Raw genomic sequence first — 20,571 nt, forward strand, 5'->3', positions numbered from 1 at the left:
GGTTTTTGCTACCTGTTTTGCCAAATAGTCACGTACTTCTTGGCGTAGCGGTAATGTTTCTTTTGTTTTAAATTCTTGATAGTTTGTTTTTGTTAAAATATTTGTTACGCGATAAGTCCAGTAAGCAGAATTTCCATCTGGAAGATCAGTCCCTGCTTGATAATAGGCAGGCGTTTTGGTAATACCACTATAAAATGGGACATAATTACTTGTATCTGTCACACCTAATGCCAACCAATGAATACCACTTAATTCTTCAGGAACGTCACTACGAAATTGTAAAATATGAGACTCCATCGTATTCGGTACTGAAATCGGCCGATATTTATCAGCTTTTGAGCCTGTCATGGTGTCGTATTTTGTCCCGTTGAAATGAAGGGTTAGGATATATGCAACTTTAGCAAAAGATATTGGTTCATCTGGTTTCTCAAATAGATTGAAATCTGTATCGGTGATTTTTTTCTTTTTAGATGGCGTCAGCATCCGTTGTCCGTCCCACATTCGTGGTAAATTGTACTGGGCATCTTCTTTTGTATCTGCAAAAATATCCCGGACAGAGAATTTTTCGGAATTTTTTGCGAGTTTATTCGTCTCAACAAAGTTTTTTAAGCCGGTTGAAACTTGAACGTTTCCTTGATCTGTTGTATCGATGTCTCCAATCGTCAGGGTATTGGCAATGACAGCATACTGATTATCTGGTACGCGAACGGCTACCCAATGATGTCCAGAGACAATCTCCATATACCAAATTTCTTCTTTATTTGAAAAAATTACCCCATTTACCTCAGCAGCGCCTTTTTCTTCAACGATTTTTCCTAAGCGTGCAACACCTTCTTTAGGAGAAGTAATATAAGGCAAGACAACGGTTACAATTGAATCTTCTGCAATGCCGTTTTCAACTAACGGATCTAGTTTTAATACTTTTTCTTTTGTGGTAGCAGATTCTGTACCACTCATGGCAACGTTAGCACTGTTAATTCCAGCTTCCTCGTAAAGGCCCTCACTAGTATCCCATTCTGGTGTGGCACTATATTTTAATTGTTTGCTTGGTAGTGTAAGGGCAAATTTATTTCCCTTAGAAACATAATTAGTCGGATTTGTGTTAGCTTGACGAATGACAAAGTGCTTGGCCCAAGCAGTCCCCATATCTTCATTGCGGGCGATCATTGTTGAGCCATCGTTACTGGCATCTTTTCCTACTAGCACCGTTGTACAAGCATTTGCTGTTGAAGAGATGGCTAAGGATGCGGCCGTTATTGCCAAAGTTATTCCCAATTTCTTCAACGATTTTGTTTTGAACATTTTTTTCACTCCTCTTATTCTTTTTTACGAATTGAGCATAACAATAAATGTATACGCTTACAATGGAAATCGAAGCCTTTGTGAAAGAAAAAGCAAATAGATTAGCTGACAATGATTAGGCTTTATAATTGTAATAGTATTGTGAATATAGCGACAATTTAACTTATATAAAAACTAAAAAAATTAAAAAGTTAACAGACTATATTTTTCTGCGGGATAAATTATTATTAGTTTATGTCATTTTATCTAACTTGAAGGAATTGTAAATAAAAAAAGAACCTTGATATATCAAGGTTCTTAGAAGAGCCACCTGCCGGGCTTGAACCGGCGACCCCCACCTTACCATGGTGGTGCTCTACCAGCTGAGCTAAGGCGGCAAAATTGTTATTTCTTTCAAGCACAAGAAATATTATAGCTAAGCAAAATCATAAAGTCAATAATTTTTGATGATAAATTAGTCACGCTACGTGATTGGGTATAATCGATAAAGTTTATTAAGTCATGACATGTTTCAAAATTAGAAAAGCTAACAGCAACTCATGCAGTAGAAGAGTTGCTGTTAGCTATTAAAAATAAGATTTTTAAAACTTAGCCGATACGCCGGTTAAGTCAGTGTAGAGGTTAGCGATCAAGGTTTGATAATTTGTTACATTCCCGTGATTGCTCAAAAGAAAAACGGCATCATTGCCATCTTTACTAATAAGTATCATGCAATGTTGGGAGGCAATCATGCCATTTGCTCGCAGGTACATGCCCTTATCATACTGTCCACCAGTATAAGTTGCTTTGGTTTCTCTCTGCCATGCTGCATTCAAAACATCTGGCGTTACTAAATTTCCGGATAGTAACTGATGATAGTACCAATATAAATCTCCAGCTGTCATGCCCAGATTACCTGTACCTAATTCACGGACAAATTGCCCAGTCTTTTCTGTCACGACTTGATTATAATCAGCTGCATCTTTACCGCCATAAGAAACGGTATGATTAGCATTTTGATACCAATTTGGATAGGTGACTAATTGTCTAAGGCCTAATTGACTCTTAAAAGTATTTTCAACAAGTTGTGCATAACTAGTATGGGTAATTTGGCGTAAAATACCAGCTAATAAGACATAATTGACCGGAGAATAGAAGAAACGGCCACTGTATTTTAACTGTGCATTATTGACAGCAAAATTTACAACTTCAGCTTCATTGGTCACAGTCAAAGGAATTTCTGACAATGTAAGTCCTGACGTCATATGTAGCATTTGACGAATTGTGATATTTTCACTGCCAAAAACCTGCGGGAAAAACTGACTTAAAGGTGTCTCTAGACTTAAGCGGCCCGCTTCAATTTGCTTATAAATCAGAGTAGCGGTAAAACTTTTTTGAACAGAACCAATTTGGTAAAGTGAGTGAATACTATTTCGTTTTTGTTCAGCAAAGTTTTGATAACCATATCCTTGGTGCAAGATAATCTGCCCATTTTTTACAATCAGCGCCGTCCCGACAAAGTTGCCCAGTTTTAAACTATTATCATAGTTATCGCTGCTGGCAAGTAAAACATCTTTATCTAGATTTTGATAATCATTCGCAGCAAGAGGCGTGGTGATAGTCGGATCATTTTCAGCGTCAGGCTGCTCGGTGGTGCTACTTTCAATTGTTGCTTCTTTACTAGCTTCAGTGGTACTAGCCGTAGCAAAAAAGAGATTGTGTCGATTGCCGTACAGCCAGTAGCCTAATAAAGTGAAGATTAACAAAAATAATATAGGATAAATCAATCTTTTTTTCTTATTTTTAAAATGACGTCCGCGCATAATTCAACCTCCAAAATTCAATTCATTTTACTCGTCTTTGAGCGAAAAGAAAAGTATTTAAAAAAAACTGGAGAAATTTTTTAAAATTATCTTGCGCAAATTTAAAAGTATTGCTATCATAATATTACATTATTCCGGCATAGCTCAGTTGGTAGTAGCGCATGACTGTTAATCATGATGTCGTAGGTTCGAGTCCTACTGCCGGAGTTTAACTCTCGATTTTTTAATCGAGAGTTTTTTTGTTCTTCATTGGCTAATTTCTGTCTGTTGGCACAGTTGAAAACATAGGTAAAGTATTTGTCTTTTTCGTAAAAAAGCTGTTAAGTAAATGATATTCAAATTGAAGATAACTTTAAGTTTTCTCTGCTATCCTTTTAATTGCATCACAAATCAAGTTTTGCTTACAATTAAGCTATGAAATAAAAAAGGAGAGCGTTATGAAGCAGCGTATGGCTTTTTTTGATAATGCGAAGTTTATCTTGATGGTTTTGGTGGTATTTAGCCATTTATTGGAACCTTTTATTGAAGATTGGCAAGGTTATCACAATCTGTACTATTTTATTTTTATGTTTCATATGCCTGCCTTTATTTTGATTGCGGGCTATTTTTCGAAAGGATTGCAAAAGGGAAAAGTAGGGAAAGTAATGAAAAAGACGTTACTCCCGTACCTGATTTTTCAATTGGTTTATTCCAGTTATTATGCCTTAATAGGATTAGAAAATCGTTTTTCCTGGGATGTTCTTGTCCCCAATTGGTCATTGTGGTTTTTAGTCAGCCTTTTTTGTTGGCAGTGTTCATTGGGCTTGTTTAATAAAATGCCTCCTTGGTTGGCACTCACCATTGGTACCATGCTCGCTTTAATTGTGGGATATTTACCATTTATTGATCGTAATCTTGCCATGCAGCGCACCTTTGTTTTTTTACCCTTCTTTTTAATTGGCCATTATTTCTCGTGGGAAAAACTAGTTGCAATTCGAAAACACCACCGCTATTCCATAGCTTTAATTGGTTTTGGGAGTATCTTTGCTTTTATCAATCAATTTGAAACCTTTAATAAGTATTTAGTTTTTGGTTCAAAACCTTATGAAGATTTTTTAAGTGCGCCACAACTGGGAGCTTTTGTTCGTTTATTAGTAATGATATTGGGATTTGTTGGGATTTTGTCTTTTCTCTTACTCGTGCCAAGACAAAGGACCTTTTATACGGATTTGGGGAAAAACACGTTAACTGTCTATTTATTACAAGGTTTTATCGTAAAAGGGCTGCGGGCACTAAATATTGCGGATATTAATTTAGGAATTATGGGTTTTATCGGGGTACTTCTTTTTAGTATCCTTTTAACGTTTTTACTTGCAGCTTCTAAATGGCAGCAGTTGTACCTTAAAGTTAAAGTAGGAATTCAAAAGAAGGCGTTAAAAAAATACGGCTAAAAGGTGCGAATAAAAAATAAGACAAAAGTTACCCTTCTACTTTGCAAAATACCAAAGTACTCTATGTACATGACCAAGATTGCGGGATTCAATTTGGTGTTTAATGAAGGGAGGTTGAAACTTTTGTCTTTTTTGTGTCATAAAAGGAAACTGATTTGTCAGAATTTTCACATCAGTTGTAATTTTCAATTGTCAGGGGTAGAATGAAAAAGTATGTTATTTCAATCGAGAGGATGAAGAAAATGTCAGCAATTAAAAAAGAATTGACAGCCAAATTTGCTGCTGCCTTTAAAGAAAATAATAAGCAAAACGCATTACAACGAGGTGTAGTAAAAAATGGGATCAGTGCCTCAGCAGAAAATATGAGCGCGCACGTAAATAACGTGCCAGTCTTTTCTGTTGATCTTGCCACTGGGAAAGTTGCAAATCAAATGCAATCAGGACGTTGCTGGATGTTTGCAGCACTAAACACTTTCCGCCATAAAATGTTGAATGCTTTTAATTTAAAAGATTTTGAATTATCCCAAAACTACACTTTTTTCTGGGATAAGTATGAAAAAGCAAACTATTTTTATGAAAATATTTTAGCGACTGCAACAGAAGAGTTAAATAGCCGTAAAGTGGCCTTTTTATTGCAAACACCACAACAAGATGGTGGGCAATGGGATATGATCGTTTCTATTTTTGAAAAATACGGCGTCGTTCCTAAAACAGCTATGCCTGAAAGTAGCAATTCTTCTAATTCTCGTGATTTGAACAATTATTTAAACAAAAAATTACGTAAAGATGCGGTGACGCTACGCAACTTGGTAGCCCAAGGAAAAGATGCAGCAGAAATTAAAAGTGTTAAAGAAAAAATGTTGGAAGAAGTTTATAACTTTTTGGCGATTTCTTTAGGAAATCCACCAGAAACATTTGATTTTGAATACCGTGATGAAGAAAAAAATTATCATCTGGATCAAAATTTAACGCCCCAAAGTTTTTATGAAAAATATGTTGGGGTTAACTTAAATGACTATGTCAGCATTATCAATGCACCAACTGCAGATAAACCTTACAATCAGTCGTATACGGTGGAAATGTTAGGAAACGTAGTGGCAGGCAAAGAAGTAAAATATTTAAACGTTGATATGGCTACTTTTAAAAAATTGGCAATTGCTCAATTAGAACAAGGAGAGTCTGTCTGGTTTGGCTGTGACGTAGGTCAATCTTCAACAAGAGATTCTGGAATTATGGCACTAGATGCCTATGATATGAATGATCTATTTGATATCGATTTTACTATGACAAAAGCCCAACGCCTAGATTATGGCGAAAGCTTAATGACGCATGCCATGGTTTTAACAGGTGTTGATTTAGTAGCTGGCCAATCAACAAAATGGAAAGTTGAAAATAGCTGGGGTGAAAAAGTTGGAACAAAGGGCTTTTTTGTAATGAGTGATGAATGGATGGACGAATACACGTATCAAATCGTCGTTCGTAAAGATTTATTATCACCAGAACAATTGGCCGCTTATGAAAAAGCACCAACTGTTTTGGCACCATGGGACCCAATGGGCGCTTTGGCATAAGCGTAATTTTCTTGCATAGAAGTGTTAAACAAAGACTAAGCTACGATTAGTGTAAAAGAGGACTTGTGATTGTGGACAATTGTTGGCAATCATAAGTCCTTTTTGTTATGAAAGCTAGAAGAAGGAACCTTTATTGCTTCTTTTATTGCAGAAGTTCTTTTACTGGAAAGGAAAATAAATACGCCACTTTGATTTTTCTGTTATACTTTTTATTAAATAGACGCAAGGGAAATCCCTGTCTTTAGAGGAGGCAGAAAAAATGGAACAGATTATTCAATTAGAAAAAGCAGCCAATGTCCGCGATTTAGGTGGCTATAAGGCTATTAATGGTATTGTCCGAATGAACAAGGTCATCAGAAGTGCAAGTTTATCTGAATTGTCATTCAACGATCAAGAAAAATTGCAACAATACGGCGTAAAAGATGTCGTGGATTTTCGCTCACCGAGTGAAGCCACAGAAGCACCGGATAAAACAATTCCCCAAGCAGCAGAATATTTTTTACCGGTTTTTGGTCATGATGAAACCAAAGTCTCCATTTCACCCAAAGAGTTATTAAAGCAATTGGAACAGGGAATGACCGCCAAAGCGCAAATGATTAAAGTTTATCGTCATTTTATTGAAGATGAGCATGCCCAAGCAGCATACCGCAAGTTTTTGCAAATTCTATTAGAAAACGACACAGAAAATACGAGTGTTTTGTTTCATTGTACTGCCGGTAAAGATCGGACGGGATTTGGTGCGGCATTAGTATTGGATTTATTAGAAGTAGATGCCCAGACAATTATGGCAGATTATTTAGCCACCAATCGCTATTTAAATGAGCGGATATCTGCTATGGTAAAAAAAGCCAAAGAACAAGGGGCGCCAGACTTATTAGTAGCTGGGATTAAAGACTTGATGAAAGCTGATGCTCTTTATTTAAAGGAAAGTTATACAGCTGCCAGAGAACATTACGGTAGTTTAAAAAATTACGTCAAAACAGGACTTGGTTTTACTGAAGGGGAAATAAAAGACTTACAAAAATTGTATTTAATCAAATAAAAAGGAGGCGATGAAGATGCTGCCAAAAGAAATCTTAGATTCCTTGGCTTTAGATGGTAAAGCGATTCCGATTGCCGGTGGGGATGTCAATCAATCATACCGGATTATTACTGCGGAAAATAATTACTTTTTAAAATTTCATCCTGGGGTTGACCAGTCTTTTTTTCAAGCAGAGGTCAATGGCTTAAAAGAACTCACAGACTTCATCCGTGTGCCGCAAGTGTATAATTGGGGACAGACGGCGGAAGGTTCTTATTTGGTCATGGAATGGATTGAACCAGGAGAAGGTACCCAAGAAGAATTAGCGGCCGCTTTAAGCATGATTCATCACCATACGCAAGAATTATTTGGTTTTTACGAAGATAATTATATTGGCGTCTTGCCACAAGTAAATGCCCAGACAAATAACTGGGTTGATTATTTTTTAACTTGTCGGTTAGATGTACAAGTAGAGTTGGCTAAATTGCACAATGTTTGGAATCTCAAACGAGAAGAGCACTACTTACGCTTAAAAGAACATATTTACCAGGCGTGGCAAAAACGCGAGGTTATGCCTAGTTTATTACATGGCGATTTTTGGAGTGGCAATTACTTTTTTGATACCACGGGTAAGCCGGTTTTTATTGATCCGGCAGTCTCTTATGGAGACAGGGAAATGGACATTGCTATGAGCCAGCTTTTTGGTGGTTTTCGTCAGGAGTTTATCGCGACGTATGAAGATTTATTTCCCTTAGAGGAGGGCTGGCAACAGCGGCAGCCGATTTATCAACTATATTATTTACTCGTTCATTTAAATCAGTTTGGTGAAAGTTATGGTGAGCAAGTAGATGAAATTTTACAAGCTTTTTAAAACCGGAGAAAAAGTTAATTTTGACTTAGAAGTTTCAACAATCAGTTACAAGTAATCGCATAATTGCTGAATTTATATTTTTAAAGTTAGCGCTACTTTATAGAGGGGAAAGTTTTACTCCCTTTAGAAGATAATTTGGACTAAAATTTATCGCTTTTAAGGCTAGGTTTCAATTTAGGAGGAATTTTTTGTGGCAGTAAAATATACGCGCACTCATGAAGTCGCTTATTACGAGTGTGATGTAAATCAAACAATGACATTTCCCGCAATGATTGGGGTTGCGATTAAGACATCAGAAGAACAAAGTGATACATTGAATCGTAGTGCAGAATTTGTTCATCAATTTGGACTGACTTGGGTGATTACCAATTATCATTTTAAGATCAATCGGTTACCAAAGGTTGGAGAAGTTATTCAAATTGCGACACAAGCAATGGAGTATAACAAGTATTTTTGTTATCGAAATTTTTGGTTTTACGATGAAAAAGGCAACGAATTGTTAATGATTGAATCGGTATTTGTCTTAATGGATATAAAAAACCGTAAAATGGCTAGCGTGCCAGAGGAAATTATTGCCCCTTTTGAAAGTGAAAAAATTAAACGTATTAAACGATTCCCAGCTATTACAAAAGTAACGAATGGCCAGAGCCTGCCTTATCGAGTCAGATTTTACGACATCGATAGTAATCAACACGTGAATAACGCGATGTATTTTAACTGGATGATTGATGTATTGGGCTTTGATTTTTTGACTACCCATGTCCCACAAGTAGTAAATATCCGCTTTGACAAAGAAGTAGAATACGGCAATGAAGTCATGAGTCATTATGAAATTCTTGCAGAAGACACAATTGAAAGTCGTCACGAAATTAAAATTGGTACACAACTTTATTGTGAAGCCAATATCAGTTGGATAGAAAAATAAAAGTAAAAAAAGACCTGTGGCAATAATTTTGTCACAGGTCTTATGTGTCTGTAAAAGTTAGGATTAGTAAAATTTTATTTAAATGTACTGCTAGAATAAGTTTGACGTATTTTATTGCCTAAAGAGGATTAGTTTTCAATAAAATCTTTTAACTCGGCAGTGGTAAGCTGCCGGTTTTTGGCAATAAGTAATTTTAAGCGGGCTTTTTGCGAGTTGATACTATTAGCAAAAATAATGCCCATTTTTTGCAACTGAACGCCACCACCTTCATAATCATAAACTGCTTCGGCGATACCATTAAAGCAGCGGGAGACTAAAATAATTGGGATTGATTGCGCCAATAATTTTTTGAGGGGGGGAATCGTGTCGGGAGGCAAATTTCCTGCACCAAGAGCTTCAATAACTAAACCATCAATATTACTATGGGCCAATGCTTCAAATAAGTCACCGTGCATGCCGGCGTAAGCTTTAACAATTGGAATCATCCCCGTGACGCTGTCCACATCAATATGGGTGGCAGGTAAAACCTCTTGCATAAAAATAATCCGACTTTTTGTTACTAAACCGACAGGACCTAATGTTGGGGTTCGAAAAGTAGCGACATTGGTTGTATGTGTTTTTGTAACATAGCGAGCAGAATGAATTTCATCGTTCATCACCACTAGGACACCTTTTTCTTTAGCTTCTTTGCATGCGGCTACGCGAATAGCCGAAAAAAAATTATATAGGCCGTCGCTACCAAGTTCGTTACTAGAACGCATGGCACCCGTGATGACAATAGGTAGTAAATTTCCAATTGTGGTATCTAAGAAAAATGCCGTTTCCTCCAATGTATCTGTCCCATGGGTAATAACAACACCATCAAAACCGCTAAGTTTGGCATCTTGGATCCTTTCTTTTAGTTGCAACATCTCATTTGGTGTTACATGAGGGCTAGGTAAATTAAAGATATCTTCTACTACTAACTCTACGTCAGCAGGAATTTCTAAATTAGCATCCATTAAAGGATTCGCCACATCAGGACTAACGCCGCCCGTTAAATGGTCTTCTTTCATGGCAATGGTGCCACCTGTATGCAAAACAAGTAATTTCTTCATGATTTTTCCTTCCTTACTTTAAATAGTAATAAAAGATTTACAGTGTTTATTGTAGCTGATTGTTTTGAGATAAACTAGTCAGAAATTAGATTTTCCTCTTCTAAGAATTGGTGCAATTTTGAAGCAGTATGGTAAACTAAAACATAGTAAAATGAAAAGGAAAAAAAGATGATTAAAGCAATTTTTTTTGATATTGACGGAACACTATTAGCAGATAATGGAAAGGTTTTGGCTAGTAGTAAAGATGCGATAAAAAAAGCGCAAGAAAAAAATATATATGTTGGCGTAGCAACGGGACGTGATCCCGTAAAAGTCAAAGAATTATTAGGTGATGTTGGATTAGACATGTTTGTCACCTATAATGGCCAATTAGTTTATACGCCGAAACAAACCATTTATGCCCAGTCTTTTAAACCAGAAGTTTTAGAACAAGTGACGCGTTTTGCTGACACTCATAATCGTTCGATTAATTTTGGGACCCGCAATGTTGTATCTGGCAGTCGTCTTATGCGCTTGGGGCAGTCAGCTGTTGTTCAGCGCTTGGCGCGTTTTATTCCCAGCAAATTCCCCGTTAAAGCGATGCAAAATGTTATGCAGGTTTTAAGCTTTTATAAAAAAGATGATCACTATGAAAAAATGACAATCTTAAATCAGCCAATCTATCAATGTATGATGTTGAGTCCAGAATCTGAAACCGAACTTTTAAAAACAGAATTACCTGACTGTGGTTTTCACCGTTCCAATTCTTTTTCGGTTGATATTGTACCAAAGGGTGGTTCAAAATTAAAAGGGATTGAAGTTTTCTTGCAGCATAAAGGCATCGCGCTTTCTGAAGCGATGGTTTTTGGTGATCATTACAACGATATTTCTATGATCAAAGGCGCAGGAGTCGGAGTTGCGATGGGCAATGCCAAGCGAATTACTAAAGAAGCTGCTAATTATGTGACTGATACGAATAATCACAATGGCATTGCGCAAGCATTGCGCTATTATCATATTATTTCGTAAGAAGATTTTTAATAGATAGCTAAAGTGAGGCAGACAAATTATGAAAAACCCCTATGAAATGGCAACGGAATTTCACCAAATTTTTGATCCCCGCATACCCGCAAAACCGACGGCATTCACAGCGACGGAAGCAATTTTTCGCTCTGGTTTTAAAATAGAAGAATTAGTTGAATTTCTCTATGAAAGTACAAAGAATAATTCCAGTGACTTTGTAAGTAGTATTGAGAAATTACATGAAGCCATTGATGCGGCACAAGAAAAAGTATTGCAAAAACGAGCTACTAAAACCCAAGCTGATTCAGATCCATTAGTAGGCCAGGTGGATGCATTGGTTGATTTACTTTATTTAACTTACGGCTCATTTGCTTTAATGAAAGTTGACCCGCAACCGATGATGGAAATTGTGCACGACGCCAATATGAATAAACTTTTTCCAGATGGCAAACCCCATTATGATCCCATCACCAACAAGGTATTAAAACCAGCAAGTTGGCAAGAAAATTATGCTCCAGAAGAAAAAATAAAAGCAGAACTGAAACGACAAAAAAACGTAACCCAAAGAGGAAGTTAATTCCTGTTGGGTTACGTTTTTTTATTTACTAATCAAAGAATGTGTAATAAAGGGTACGAATCGCTAATTTTTCTTGTTCTTTATGAATCCCAAACATAATGCTGACCTCAGAAGAACCTTGGTTAATCATTTCCAAGTTGATTTTTTTACGGGCTAAAGCAGCAGTGCTTTCTGCGGTACAACCAACTCGTTGACGCATGCCTTCACCAACTACCATAATCATCGAAAGATCATGGGTGATGCGCAGTTCATCGGGATCAATCTCATAGGCAAGTGTCCGTAAAAGTTCTTCTTCTAATGTTTTGTCTAGCTGATTGGCCCGTAGAACAATTGAAATATCGTCAATTCCAGAAGGCATATGTTCATAACTCAAGCCAAAGTCTTCCAAAATACTCAAGACGCGACGTGTAAAACCTATTTCTCTATTCATAAGGTACTTACTAATGTAAATCATAGTGAAACCTTCATCACTAGCAATTCCCACTACTGGTTCATCAACTGCATCCCGAGTAGTCGTAATTTTTGTTCCTTGGCAGAGAGGATTATTTGTATTTTTAATCACCACCGGAATTTTGGCGCGGTAAGAAGGCATTAAGGCTTCATCATGGAAAACGGTAAAACCAGCATAGGCAAGTTCACGCATTTCACGATAAGTTAGCTCCTTGATAATTTCTGGTTTGTGAATATAACCTGGGTGAGCGGCATAAATACCATCGACGTCGGTGAAGTTTTCATATAACTCAGCTTTCACCCCAGCGGCAACGATGGAACCTGTAATGTCTGAACCGCCACGGGAAAAAGTACAAACTTGACCGCCTTCGGTATAACCAAAGAAACCAGGGATAATTAAAACTTCTTTTGTGTCAGCCCATTTTTTCATTTTTTGATAAGCCTTAAATAAAATTCGGGCATTGCCAGGTTCACTTGAGACAATGATGCCAAAGTCTTTGGGATTTACATAGCGCGCGTTTACACCTTGTGCTTGTAAAATACCAGCGACTAGTCTGGCGTTGTTATCTTCACCACTTGCCAAAATTTCATCTTTTAAAAAGTCGTTGCCCTCAACAGGAAGTACTGCTAGTTTTTGTAAGCGGGCGGTAATGTCTTCAATAATTTTGGCATCCACATTAAAGACTTTGGCAATAGCTGCATAACGTGCCGCAATGGTTGCAATTAACTCGCTGACATCTTGATCTTTTATTTTTGCTTCATAAAATGCAATCAGGTGATCAGTAACCTTTGTATCTTCTTTATCCCGTTTACCTGGGGCAGATACTACCACGAATTTTCTTTTCGGATCATCGGTAATGATATCGATGACTTTTTGAACTTGGGTTGCTGAAGCAAGAGAGCTTCCGCCAAACTTCACTACTTTCATAATAGTATCTCCTTTTTGCAATTTTCAGGCTGAAAAACCTACTTTTATTTTGTTACGCCGAGATTATTTCCTATAAGGGTACAAAAAACTGTAAAAAAAAGCAAGGGTTATTATTAAAAAAATCACAAAGTCAAAGCTGGTAAAAAGCTTTTTAAGAGTTTATAAAGAGTTTTTTTGATAGAGGCTTGTGAAAATAAGCTTCTGAAAAAAATTGTAAAGATTTTGCTATTCTTTAGTGCCAGTCTTTTTTCTTTGTGTTATAATCTAGCGTAGACGTCTTGTGGACCGATGGATAAATTTTTAAATACTATAGAAGAAAAATAGTATTCAATGGATAAAAAAAGCTGCTAGACAGCATATTATACGGATATTTATTTTTGAAAGTGGAGGAACCATCAATGGGAAGTAGTAATGTAATCATTGGAATAGTCATCGCCATCATCGTTGTGGCAGCGATCTTGTATCTGATTAGTTATTTCATGAGAAAGAAAAATCAGGAAAGATTGCAAGCACTGGAAGACCGCAGGGAGCACTTGTTTGATTTGCCGGTCTTAGAAGAAGTTGATGATGTTAAGAAGATGCATTTGGTTGGTCAAAGCCAAAATACTTTCCGTGAGTGGAGCCAGAAATGGAATGACATCTCTACTTCTTCATTTGCCGAACTTGAAAGTCAAATTTTTGAAGTTGAAAGTTTAAATGAAACTTTCCGCTTTTTCAAAGCAAAAAATGCCATTGTTGATGCAGAACAAACTATGGATACGATGGAAAAAGAAGTTGAAGAAATTCGCGCTGGTCTAAAAGAATTACGTGAAAGTGAAGAACGTAATTCACTCGAAGTTCAAAAGGCTTTAGATATCTATGAAGACTTGAAGAAAAAATTGCGGGAGCAAGGGGAAGAGTTTGGTCCAGCATATTCTGAGTTACAAAAGCAAATTAAAAACATTGAAATTGAATTTACTCAATTTGTTACCTTAAATACATCTGGTGATCCAGTTGAAGCCAGAGAAGTGCTAGAAAGTGCTGAACAACACACGTATGAATTAGATGACCGCATGAAACGTATTCCAGCGGCTTACGAAGAATTAAACAAAACTTTCCCAGATCAGTTAAAAGAAATTCAAGATGGCTATAAAAAACTTTTAGAAGACCATTACGTTTTCCCTGAAGAAAACTTCCAAGCTGAAATTGATCGTGTGAAAAAACGCGTTGAAACTTCAATGGGTGATTTGGAAAAAACAGAAGTGGATACAGTTGAAGTTGCCAATCGCGATACAGCTAGTGGAATTGATTCTTTATATGCAGTAATGGAAAGAGAAATCAATGCCCGTCGTTATGTCGTGAAAAACAAACCAGTGATTGCAGATTATATTACCCATGCTCATCGTAACAATCATCAATTGATGATTGAAATTGATCATACCGCACAAACGTATACTTTAAATCATAATGAATTAGGACGTGTCCGTGGCTTCCAAACTGAAATCGACGAATTGATCCGTCGTAACAAAGATTTGGAACCTAAAATGGAAGCTCATGAAATGCCATTTTCTGAAATTCAAGCCTTCTACAAAGATGCTTATAAAATTTTGGATGATTTGGAAAATCAACAAGTTGAAATTGACCATGAATTACGTGAATTGCGCAAAGGTGAGAAAGTTGCCCAAGAAAAAGTGGAACAATTTGAATTCCAATTACGCAATTTAAAACGCTTCGTGGAAAAACAACGCTTACCAGGTTTACCTAATGATTACTTGGAAGCTTTCTTCATGGCAACTGATCGGGTCGAAGATTTAGGCAAAGCGTTAAATAAAATCCGGGTGAACATGGAAGAAGTTAATAAAATCATGAAAAACTGTGAAGCCGATATTAAAGATTTGGATAGCTACACTCATGATTTAGTGGATGCAGCTGCTTTAACAGAACAAATGATGCAATACGCAAACAGATATCGTCATTCACATGCAGAAATTAAAGCTGCAATTGAAGGTGCCTTGGAATTGTTCAATAAAGAATATCGTTATCAAGATGCTTTAGATGAAATCGGGGCAGCCTTAGAACGAGTTGAGCCTGGTGCTTTTAAACGAATCGAAAACTTCTATTTTAAAAATCGTGATTTAGTCTAATAAAAATGCGAGTCTAAAAGTGACTCGCATTTTTTCTATTTAAAGAGCCAAGGAACTTTTCATTGTTCCTCGGCTCTTTTTGACAAATAAAATTAAATTCAAATCACCTGTCGCTTGTTTTTAGTCACTTTCAAATCTATTAGTAAAGAGTCTTTTAGTAAAATAGGAGAAAGCTACTGGTGTCATATAACAGCTCAGTCTTCAATTCTGGCGTGTTGGGAATTGATTTCTTTGAATTTTTGTACATCAAATTTTGGCTTTCGGTCGTAATAATAAAGTCCGTTACGTTCTTGTTCAACGTCGTAAAGTTGGGTATAACAAAAACCAAATATTTTTTCATGTTGCAACAAAACATCGGTTAATCCGCGATAGCGTGCAAAAAATTCTTCTTCAGTTTGGGGAGCATCGCCATATCCCCAAGCGTTTTCTGGCTTATTATCTGGGTCCCATTTGATACCACCGTATTCACTTACGCAATAAGGTAGACCTTTTTGATAACTTTGACGCAGGTGATGCTCATCCCAAAACTCGCCATTTTCTTGTAGTGAACCAGTGAAATGTTCCTTAAATACTGTCGGGTCTTGGCAATAATCATGAAGGTCATAAATGTCGGTTACAACATGATAATTTCCACTGGTGTCAACGATTGGACGGGTAGAATCAAATTGTTTGGTCGTATAATAAATGAGTTCAACGATCTCGTCCCGTTGTTTGCGCCCATTGACATCCCAAGTCTCATTCATAGGACACCAAGTTACAATAGCTGGATGATTAAAATCGCGCTGGAGTAATTCTTGCCATTCTGGTAAAAAGTGGAAAACAGCTTCAGACTCGGATAAATCTAATCCCCAATTGGCCATCTCACCCCAGACGAGATAACCGGCGCGATCACAATGATATAAAAAGCGCGATTCAAAAGCTTTCTCATGCAGACGTGCGCCGTTGAAACCACAAGCAAGCGAAAGTTCAATGTCCTTTTTTAAATCCTCATCACTAGGAGCAGTATAAATTCCGGCTGGATAAAATCCTTGATCTAAGACAGTCCGCTGGAAAACAGAGCGCCCGTTTAACAAAAAGCGATAACCAGACATAGCAACTTCTCGCAGTCCAAAATAACTTTGTAAAATATCTTCTTCAAAAGTAAAAGTAATGTCATATAACCGACCAGCTCCTAGTTCCCACAAGTGGGTTTTTGCTAAGGAAATTTCAAGCATGGTCTGGTTACCTGTTAAAACGCTAGTAGCTTCTCCCATCTTTTCACCTTGATAAAAAGCAGTTGCGTTTAACTTGCCGCTGCCATTGGTAATGACTTCAATTGCAATTTTACCTTCAGCAATATTAGGAAAGTAGCGCAATGTTTTAATATGTTTTGGTGGCAAAAATTCGAGCCAGACCGTTTGCCAAATGCCAGTTGTACGGGTGTAATCACAGCCGCGGGAGTAAAAAAAGCGACTTTGTTTCCCAACCGGTTGACGATTTTCCTTCATGTTGTCTTCAGCATAAACAATGATAGTATTTTTCCCAGCGTGCATCACTTTTGAAATATCAAAATAAAAAGAAGCGTAGCCGCCTTGATGGGTTCCAACTGAGTGTCCGTTAACGAATACTTCGCAAAAATAATCGACAGCACCAAAATGTAAATGACAGCATTTTGTGACTTCTTCTTTCGTTAAAATAATTTCTCGTTGGTACCAGCAAGCAGGAATAAAATCTTGGTAGCCAATGCCAGAAAGGCTACTTTCAGGGCAAAATGGAACGGTAATCTGCTGCGTAAAAGGATTTTCATTTGGCGCACTTTGCCAATTCTCAAAAATATTTTCATTTGTATTTAAGACGGTATTTTTCGTATCATTAGTGACTTTATGCCAATTACGATCGCGGCCACTGCGGCCAAAATCAAAGGCAAAATTCCAAGTCCCGTTTAGATTGCGCCAATTTCCCCGCATTTTTTGTGGATTGGGATGTTCTGGTCTAGGGATTGTTGTAGTCATTTTTTTCCTCCATTGACGATTTATTGTGTTATGTATAGTATACAATCATAAGGATTTAAAAAAATGCAGAATAGAGCTAATTAAGTGAGGAATACACGCAAATGAAAGAATATATTTTGAGCTTTTTACCCAGTCAGTTTTCCAACCCTGATCAATTTCGAGTTGAACTGGCTGGCATTACTTTTCCTTTTAAAGGCTATTTTGTGAATCGCGTTGATTCAAAACTCTATAGCTTGGAATATGTTATCGCCGGCAAGGGAATGATCGAAGTAGATGGGCTTTTACACGAAGTCAAAGCCGGGGATAGCTTTTTATTACCACTGGGGCACCAACATCGCTATTGGTCTGATGATAAGGAACCTTTTCATAAAATCTGGGTGAATGTTTCTGGAGCGTTGTGCCAGCAATTGATGCAAACCTATCAATTACAAAGACAATATGTTTTCTTTCAAACGGATACTTTTAATGTTTTGCAAAGAATGCTCACTGCCTGCGAAAAAAAAGGCACGACACAAGAACGCAGTGCTACATGCGCACTACTATTTCATGAAATTCTACTTATTTTAGCTGAAGGGCAACCACACCAACACCATTTGGTACCAAGCAACATACAAGCAGTCAAAGAATATTTAGATAATCATCTGCAAGAAAATGTTACCTTAGACAAGTTAGCAAATGTAGCCAGTTTATCGCCATCACAGCTTACACGACAATTTAAGCGCTACTTTCAGCAGACGCCGTATGCCTATTATCTAAGTAAAAAAATTGAGTCTGCGCAATTATTGCTAAAAGAAACACTATTAAGTGTCCAAGAAATTGCTGCGCGGTTAAATTTTTCTGATGAGCATTATTTTTCCAATGTATTCCGACAAAAAACGGGCATGACACCAACGGCTTGGCGCAAAAAGTAAGTTTTATCAGATATTTATAAAAAAGTAACGATTAAAAATGGCAACATGCACAGCGAAACTACTTTATTAGGAAAAGATAAAGTACGTTACCTTGAAACCAGACGAATGTCCGTTTATAATAGGAAAGAATTTGAGAAGGGAAGTTTTTTTCATGATATATTTTGACAACAGTGCGACGACAGCCATCGCACCACTTGCGCTGGATGCCTATCTGAAGACGAGTCAACGGATTATTGGAAATCCTTCTAGTCTTCACGATTTAGGCAATCAGGCAAATCGTTTACTGCAACAAGCTCGTAAGCAAATCGCTGAGCTACTAGCAGTGCAGGCTAATGAAATATATTTCACTTCTGGGGGAACAGAAGGAGATAACTGGGTTTTAAAAGGTACCGCTTTGGATAAAAAGGACTTTGGCCGCCACATTATTATTTCCAGTGTTGAACATCCGGCTGTTAGTGAAACGGCCGCTCAATTAGCAGAAAATGGGTTTGAAGTTAGTGTAGCTCCTGTAGGAAAAGATGGACTAGTCGATGTTACAAAATTAAAAGATTTAATCCGCAAAGATACAATTTTAGTTTCTGTTATGGCGGTTAATAATGAAGTTGGTGCCATACAGCCAATTCAAGCAATTAGTGAAGTTTTAAAAGATTATCCGAAAATTCACTTTCATGTAGATGCCGTGCAGGCTATTGGAAAAGTTTCTCAAGAAGAGTGGTTAACACCAAGAGTAGATTTCGCCACTTTTTCGGCACATAAATTTCACGGTCCTCGTGGCGTAGGCTTTATCTTTTGGCGCAAAGGTCGCAGAATCGCTCCGCTATTAACAGGAGGCGGCCAAGAAAATAATCAACGGAGTGGTACAGAAAACGTGCCAGGAATTGTTGCGGCTTCAAAAGCATTGCGCTTAACATTGGAGCAAAAAGCTAAGCGGCCTGATCATGTGCCAACATTACGTAAATACTTATATGAAGCTTTAGTAAAATATGAGAAGGTAACGATTTTTAGTGGGGAAGAAAATTACGCACCGCATATCTTATGTTTTGGAATTAAAGACATTCGTGGCGAAGTTTTAGTTCATGCTTTAGAAGAAAAACAAATTTTTGTTTCTACTACAAGTGCCTGCTCAAGTCGTAAACATGTTGAAAGCAGTACCTTACACGCGATGAATGTACCTGCTAATTTGGCAACTACTGCGATTCGCGTTAGTCTAGATGAAAGCAACACAATGGCTGAAGTGGAACAATTTTTAATTGTTTTCCATCAGCTTTATCAAAAATTCAGTAAAATCAATTAATAGAACAGGAGTTTTAAGGTGAACTACACAGAAATCATGGTGCGGTACGGGGAACTTTCCACAAAAGGAAAAAACCGCCGCAGCTTTATTCGGCAATTAGCAGACAATGTAAAAAGCGCACTGGCTGCTTATCCCAATTTAAAAATTGATGCCCAACGAGACCGGATGCACATTTTATTAAATGGCGAAGATAGTCAACCTGTAATTGAGCGGTTGCAAAAAGTTTTTGGCATTCAAAATTTTTCACCGAGCTTGCGGGTTGAAAAAAATATCGCTGCAATTAAAGCAGGTATCGCGCAAATTATGGCTTATGCTTACACTGGCAGTGAAACTTTTAAAATTAACGCCAAACGTTCAGACCATGATTTTGAATTGACAAGTAATGAGTTAAATCAAACATTAGGTAGCTATGTTTTTTCATTATATCCGGATATTAAAGTCCAAATGAAAATGCCAGATATTAATTTGCGGGTGGAAATTCGCTTAGATGGTGTCTACTTGTCTTATGAAACCATTAAAGGTGCTGGCGGCTTACCGGTTGGAACCAGTGGCAAAGGAATGTTGATGCTTTCTGGCGGAATTGATTCACCAGTGGCGGGTTATCTAGCTATGAAACGCGGCGTTGAAATCGAAGCAGTACATTTTGCTAGTCCGCCTTATACAAGTGAGCAGGCATTACAAAAAGCCAAAGACTTAACCGAAAAATTGACACCTTATGTCGGCAATATTCAATTTATCGAAGTACCATTTACTGAAATTCAAGAAGAAATCAAGAAAAAAGTGCCACAAGGCTACTGGATGACTTTAACGCGGCGAATGATGTTACGCCTAACCGATGCAATTCGTGAGGCGCGTAAAGGGTTAGTCATTATAAATGGTGAATCACTGGGACAAGTTGCTTCTCAAACATTACAAAGTATGGTGGCTATTAATGAAGTCTCCACAACGCCGATTATTCGTCCAGTTGTTACAATGGATAAATTAGAGATCATTGAAATCGCACAAGCAATCGACACCTTTGAATTGGCGATTCAACCTTTTGAAGACTGCTGTACAATTTTTGCCCCACCCCAACCGAAAACACGCCCGAATTTAGATAAAGTTCATCATTATGAGAAAGCATTAGATATTGATGGTATGATTCTACGCGCATTAAACGGTCTTAAAATTGAAGAAATCACCCCTAATGCCACCAGTGAAAAAGAAGCAGAATTTGCTGATCTATTATAGGTAAAAAGTACGAAAAAGTGCGTTAGTGCGTGATTTTTATTTAAAC

Annotated in this window: 16 protein-coding genes and 2 tRNA genes (1 of these 18 running past the window's edge); 12 read left to right on the top strand and 6 right to left on the bottom strand. The window is 37.3% G+C overall.

Annotated features, from left to right (window positions below; genetic code table 11):
- The 3 genes from AC6R0T_RS03390 to AC6R0T_RS03400 all read right to left on the bottom strand — a co-directional run.
- Window positions 1-1,302, bottom strand: partial view of a C69 family dipeptidase gene (locus AC6R0T_RS03390; RefSeq protein WP_303753376.1) — the 5' portion only. The gene continues 174 nt to the left of window position 1, outside the view; 1,302 of the gene's 1,476 nt are visible here — the first part of the coding sequence; it begins with the start codon at window positions 1,300-1,302; its stop codon lies off the left edge, out of view.
- A 304-nt stretch (window positions 1,303-1,606) separates the two neighbouring features.
- Window positions 1,607-1,679: transfer RNA gene (locus tag AC6R0T_RS03395), tRNA-Thr, on the bottom strand.
- 204 nt (window positions 1,680-1,883) lie between these two features.
- Window positions 1,884-3,104: a serine hydrolase domain-containing protein gene (locus AC6R0T_RS03400; protein ID WP_303753375.1), complete on the bottom strand. Its 1,221-nt coding sequence runs from the start codon at window positions 3,102-3,104 to the stop codon at window positions 1,884-1,886.
- Between the two features lie 133 nt (window positions 3,105-3,237).
- Between AC6R0T_RS03400 and AC6R0T_RS03405 the strand changes: the two genes are divergently transcribed.
- From AC6R0T_RS03405 to AC6R0T_RS03430, 6 genes are all read left to right on the top strand, one after another.
- Window positions 3,238-3,311 (top strand) — tRNA-Asn (locus tag AC6R0T_RS03405).
- 230 nt (window positions 3,312-3,541) lie between these two features.
- Complete coding sequence (locus tag AC6R0T_RS03410) at window positions 3,542-4,534, top strand: acyltransferase family protein (protein ID WP_303753374.1); 993 nt, start codon at window positions 3,542-3,544, stop codon at window positions 4,532-4,534.
- Between the two features lie 242 nt (window positions 4,535-4,776).
- A complete protein-coding gene (locus AC6R0T_RS03415) occupies window positions 4,777-6,105 on the top strand; it encodes a C1 family peptidase (RefSeq protein WP_230711390.1) in 1,329 nt (442 codons plus the stop codon).
- Window positions 6,106-6,364: 259 nt separating this feature from the next.
- On the top strand, window positions 6,365-7,147 hold the full coding sequence (locus tag AC6R0T_RS03420) for a tyrosine-protein phosphatase (protein WP_230711388.1): 783 nt from the start codon (window positions 6,365-6,367) through the stop codon (window positions 7,145-7,147).
- Between the two features lie 16 nt (window positions 7,148-7,163).
- A complete protein-coding gene (locus AC6R0T_RS03425; RefSeq protein ID WP_206904329.1) occupies window positions 7,164-7,997 on the top strand; it encodes a fructosamine kinase family protein in 834 nt (277 codons plus the stop codon).
- 190 nt (window positions 7,998-8,187) lie between these two features.
- A complete protein-coding gene (locus AC6R0T_RS03430) occupies window positions 8,188-8,922 on the top strand; it encodes an acyl-ACP thioesterase domain-containing protein (RefSeq protein ID WP_303753373.1) in 735 nt (244 codons plus the stop codon).
- A 128-nt stretch (window positions 8,923-9,050) separates the two neighbouring features.
- Here the strand turns inward: AC6R0T_RS03430 and AC6R0T_RS03435 are convergent, their stop codons facing one another.
- Window positions 9,051-10,019 (bottom strand): asparaginase, encoded by a 969-nt coding sequence (locus tag AC6R0T_RS03435; RefSeq protein ID WP_206904325.1) that lies wholly within the window; start codon window positions 10,017-10,019, stop codon window positions 9,051-9,053.
- Between the two features lie 168 nt (window positions 10,020-10,187).
- On the opposite strand from AC6R0T_RS03435, the gene AC6R0T_RS03440 reads away from it, so the two are divergent.
- Together AC6R0T_RS03440 and AC6R0T_RS03445 are read left to right on the top strand one after the other, a co-directional pair.
- A complete protein-coding gene (locus tag AC6R0T_RS03440) occupies window positions 10,188-11,027 on the top strand; it encodes a Cof-type HAD-IIB family hydrolase (RefSeq protein ID WP_230711386.1) in 840 nt (279 codons plus the stop codon).
- A gap of 40 nt (window positions 11,028-11,067) precedes the next feature.
- Window positions 11,068-11,598, top strand: coding sequence for a pyrophosphohydrolase domain-containing protein (locus AC6R0T_RS03445; protein WP_303753372.1), 531 nt, complete (start codon window positions 11,068-11,070; stop codon window positions 11,596-11,598).
- Window positions 11,599-11,626: 28 nt separating this feature from the next.
- Here the strand turns inward: AC6R0T_RS03445 and AC6R0T_RS03450 are convergent, their stop codons facing one another.
- Entirely contained in the window at window positions 11,627-12,976 is a 1,350-nt protein-coding gene (locus AC6R0T_RS03450) for an aspartate kinase (protein ID WP_303753371.1), read from the bottom strand.
- A 398-nt stretch (window positions 12,977-13,374) separates the two neighbouring features.
- Here AC6R0T_RS03450 and ezrA point away from each other — a divergent pair, with 398 nt between their 5' ends.
- Entirely contained in the window at window positions 13,375-15,099 is a 1,725-nt protein-coding gene (gene ezrA, locus AC6R0T_RS03455) for a septation ring formation regulator EzrA (RefSeq protein ID WP_206904317.1), read from the top strand.
- Window positions 15,100-15,293: 194 nt separating this feature from the next.
- Here the strand turns inward: ezrA and AC6R0T_RS03460 are convergent, their stop codons facing one another.
- On the bottom strand, window positions 15,294-17,090 hold the full coding sequence (locus AC6R0T_RS03460) for a glycoside hydrolase family 2 protein (RefSeq protein WP_303753370.1): 1,797 nt from the start codon (window positions 17,088-17,090) through the stop codon (window positions 15,294-15,296).
- A gap of 101 nt (window positions 17,091-17,191) precedes the next feature.
- On the opposite strand from AC6R0T_RS03460, the gene AC6R0T_RS03465 reads away from it, so the two are divergent.
- The 3 genes from AC6R0T_RS03465 to thiI all read left to right on the top strand — a co-directional run bounded on the left by AC6R0T_RS03465 (window position 17,192) and on the right by thiI (window position 20,525).
- Window positions 17,192-18,001, top strand: a complete 810-nt coding sequence (locus AC6R0T_RS03465; protein ID WP_303753369.1) for an AraC family transcriptional regulator — start codon at window positions 17,192-17,194, stop codon at window positions 17,999-18,001.
- A 151-nt stretch (window positions 18,002-18,152) separates the two neighbouring features.
- Window positions 18,153-19,295 (top strand): cysteine desulfurase family protein, encoded by a 1,143-nt coding sequence (locus tag AC6R0T_RS03470; RefSeq protein WP_303753368.1) that lies wholly within the window; start codon window positions 18,153-18,155, stop codon window positions 19,293-19,295.
- Window positions 19,296-19,313: 18 nt separating this feature from the next.
- A complete protein-coding gene (thiI, locus tag AC6R0T_RS03475; protein ID WP_303753367.1) occupies window positions 19,314-20,525 on the top strand; it encodes a tRNA uracil 4-sulfurtransferase ThiI in 1,212 nt (403 codons plus the stop codon).
- The last annotated feature ends 46 nt before the right edge of the window (window positions 20,526-20,571 follow it).

Source organism: Enterococcus sp. S86.2, from assembly GCF_059834485.2.

Coding starts and splice junctions, on each gene's coding strand:
- AC6R0T_RS03420 (WP_230711388.1), top strand. CDS start 6,365: ATGGAACAGATTATTCAATTAGAAAAAGCAGCCAATGTCCGCGATTTA.
- AC6R0T_RS03435 (WP_206904325.1), bottom strand. CDS start 10,019: ATGAAGAAATTACTTGTTTTGCATACAGGTGGCACCATTGCCATGAAA.
- AC6R0T_RS03470 (WP_303753368.1), top strand. CDS start 18,153: ATGATATATTTTGACAACAGTGCGACGACAGCCATCGCACCACTTGCG.
- AC6R0T_RS03460 (WP_303753370.1), bottom strand. CDS start 17,090: ATGACTACAACAATCCCTAGACCAGAACATCCCAATCCACAAAAAATG.
- AC6R0T_RS03425 (WP_206904329.1), top strand. CDS start 7,164: ATGCTGCCAAAAGAAATCTTAGATTCCTTGGCTTTAGATGGTAAAGCG.
- AC6R0T_RS03415 (WP_230711390.1), top strand. CDS start 4,777: ATGTCAGCAATTAAAAAAGAATTGACAGCCAAATTTGCTGCTGCCTTT.
- AC6R0T_RS03465 (WP_303753369.1), top strand. CDS start 17,192: ATGAAAGAATATATTTTGAGCTTTTTACCCAGTCAGTTTTCCAACCCT.
- AC6R0T_RS03445 (WP_303753372.1), top strand. CDS start 11,068: ATGAAAAACCCCTATGAAATGGCAACGGAATTTCACCAAATTTTTGAT.
- AC6R0T_RS03400 (WP_303753375.1), bottom strand. CDS start 3,104: ATGCGCGGACGTCATTTTAAAAATAAGAAAAAAAGATTGATTTATCCT.
- ezrA (WP_206904317.1), top strand. CDS start 13,375: ATGGGAAGTAGTAATGTAATCATTGGAATAGTCATCGCCATCATCGTT.
- AC6R0T_RS03450 (WP_303753371.1), bottom strand. CDS start 12,976: ATGAAAGTAGTGAAGTTTGGCGGAAGCTCTCTTGCTTCAGCAACCCAA.
- AC6R0T_RS03410 (WP_303753374.1), top strand. CDS start 3,542: ATGAAGCAGCGTATGGCTTTTTTTGATAATGCGAAGTTTATCTTGATG.
- AC6R0T_RS03440 (WP_230711386.1), top strand. CDS start 10,188: ATGATTAAAGCAATTTTTTTTGATATTGACGGAACACTATTAGCAGAT.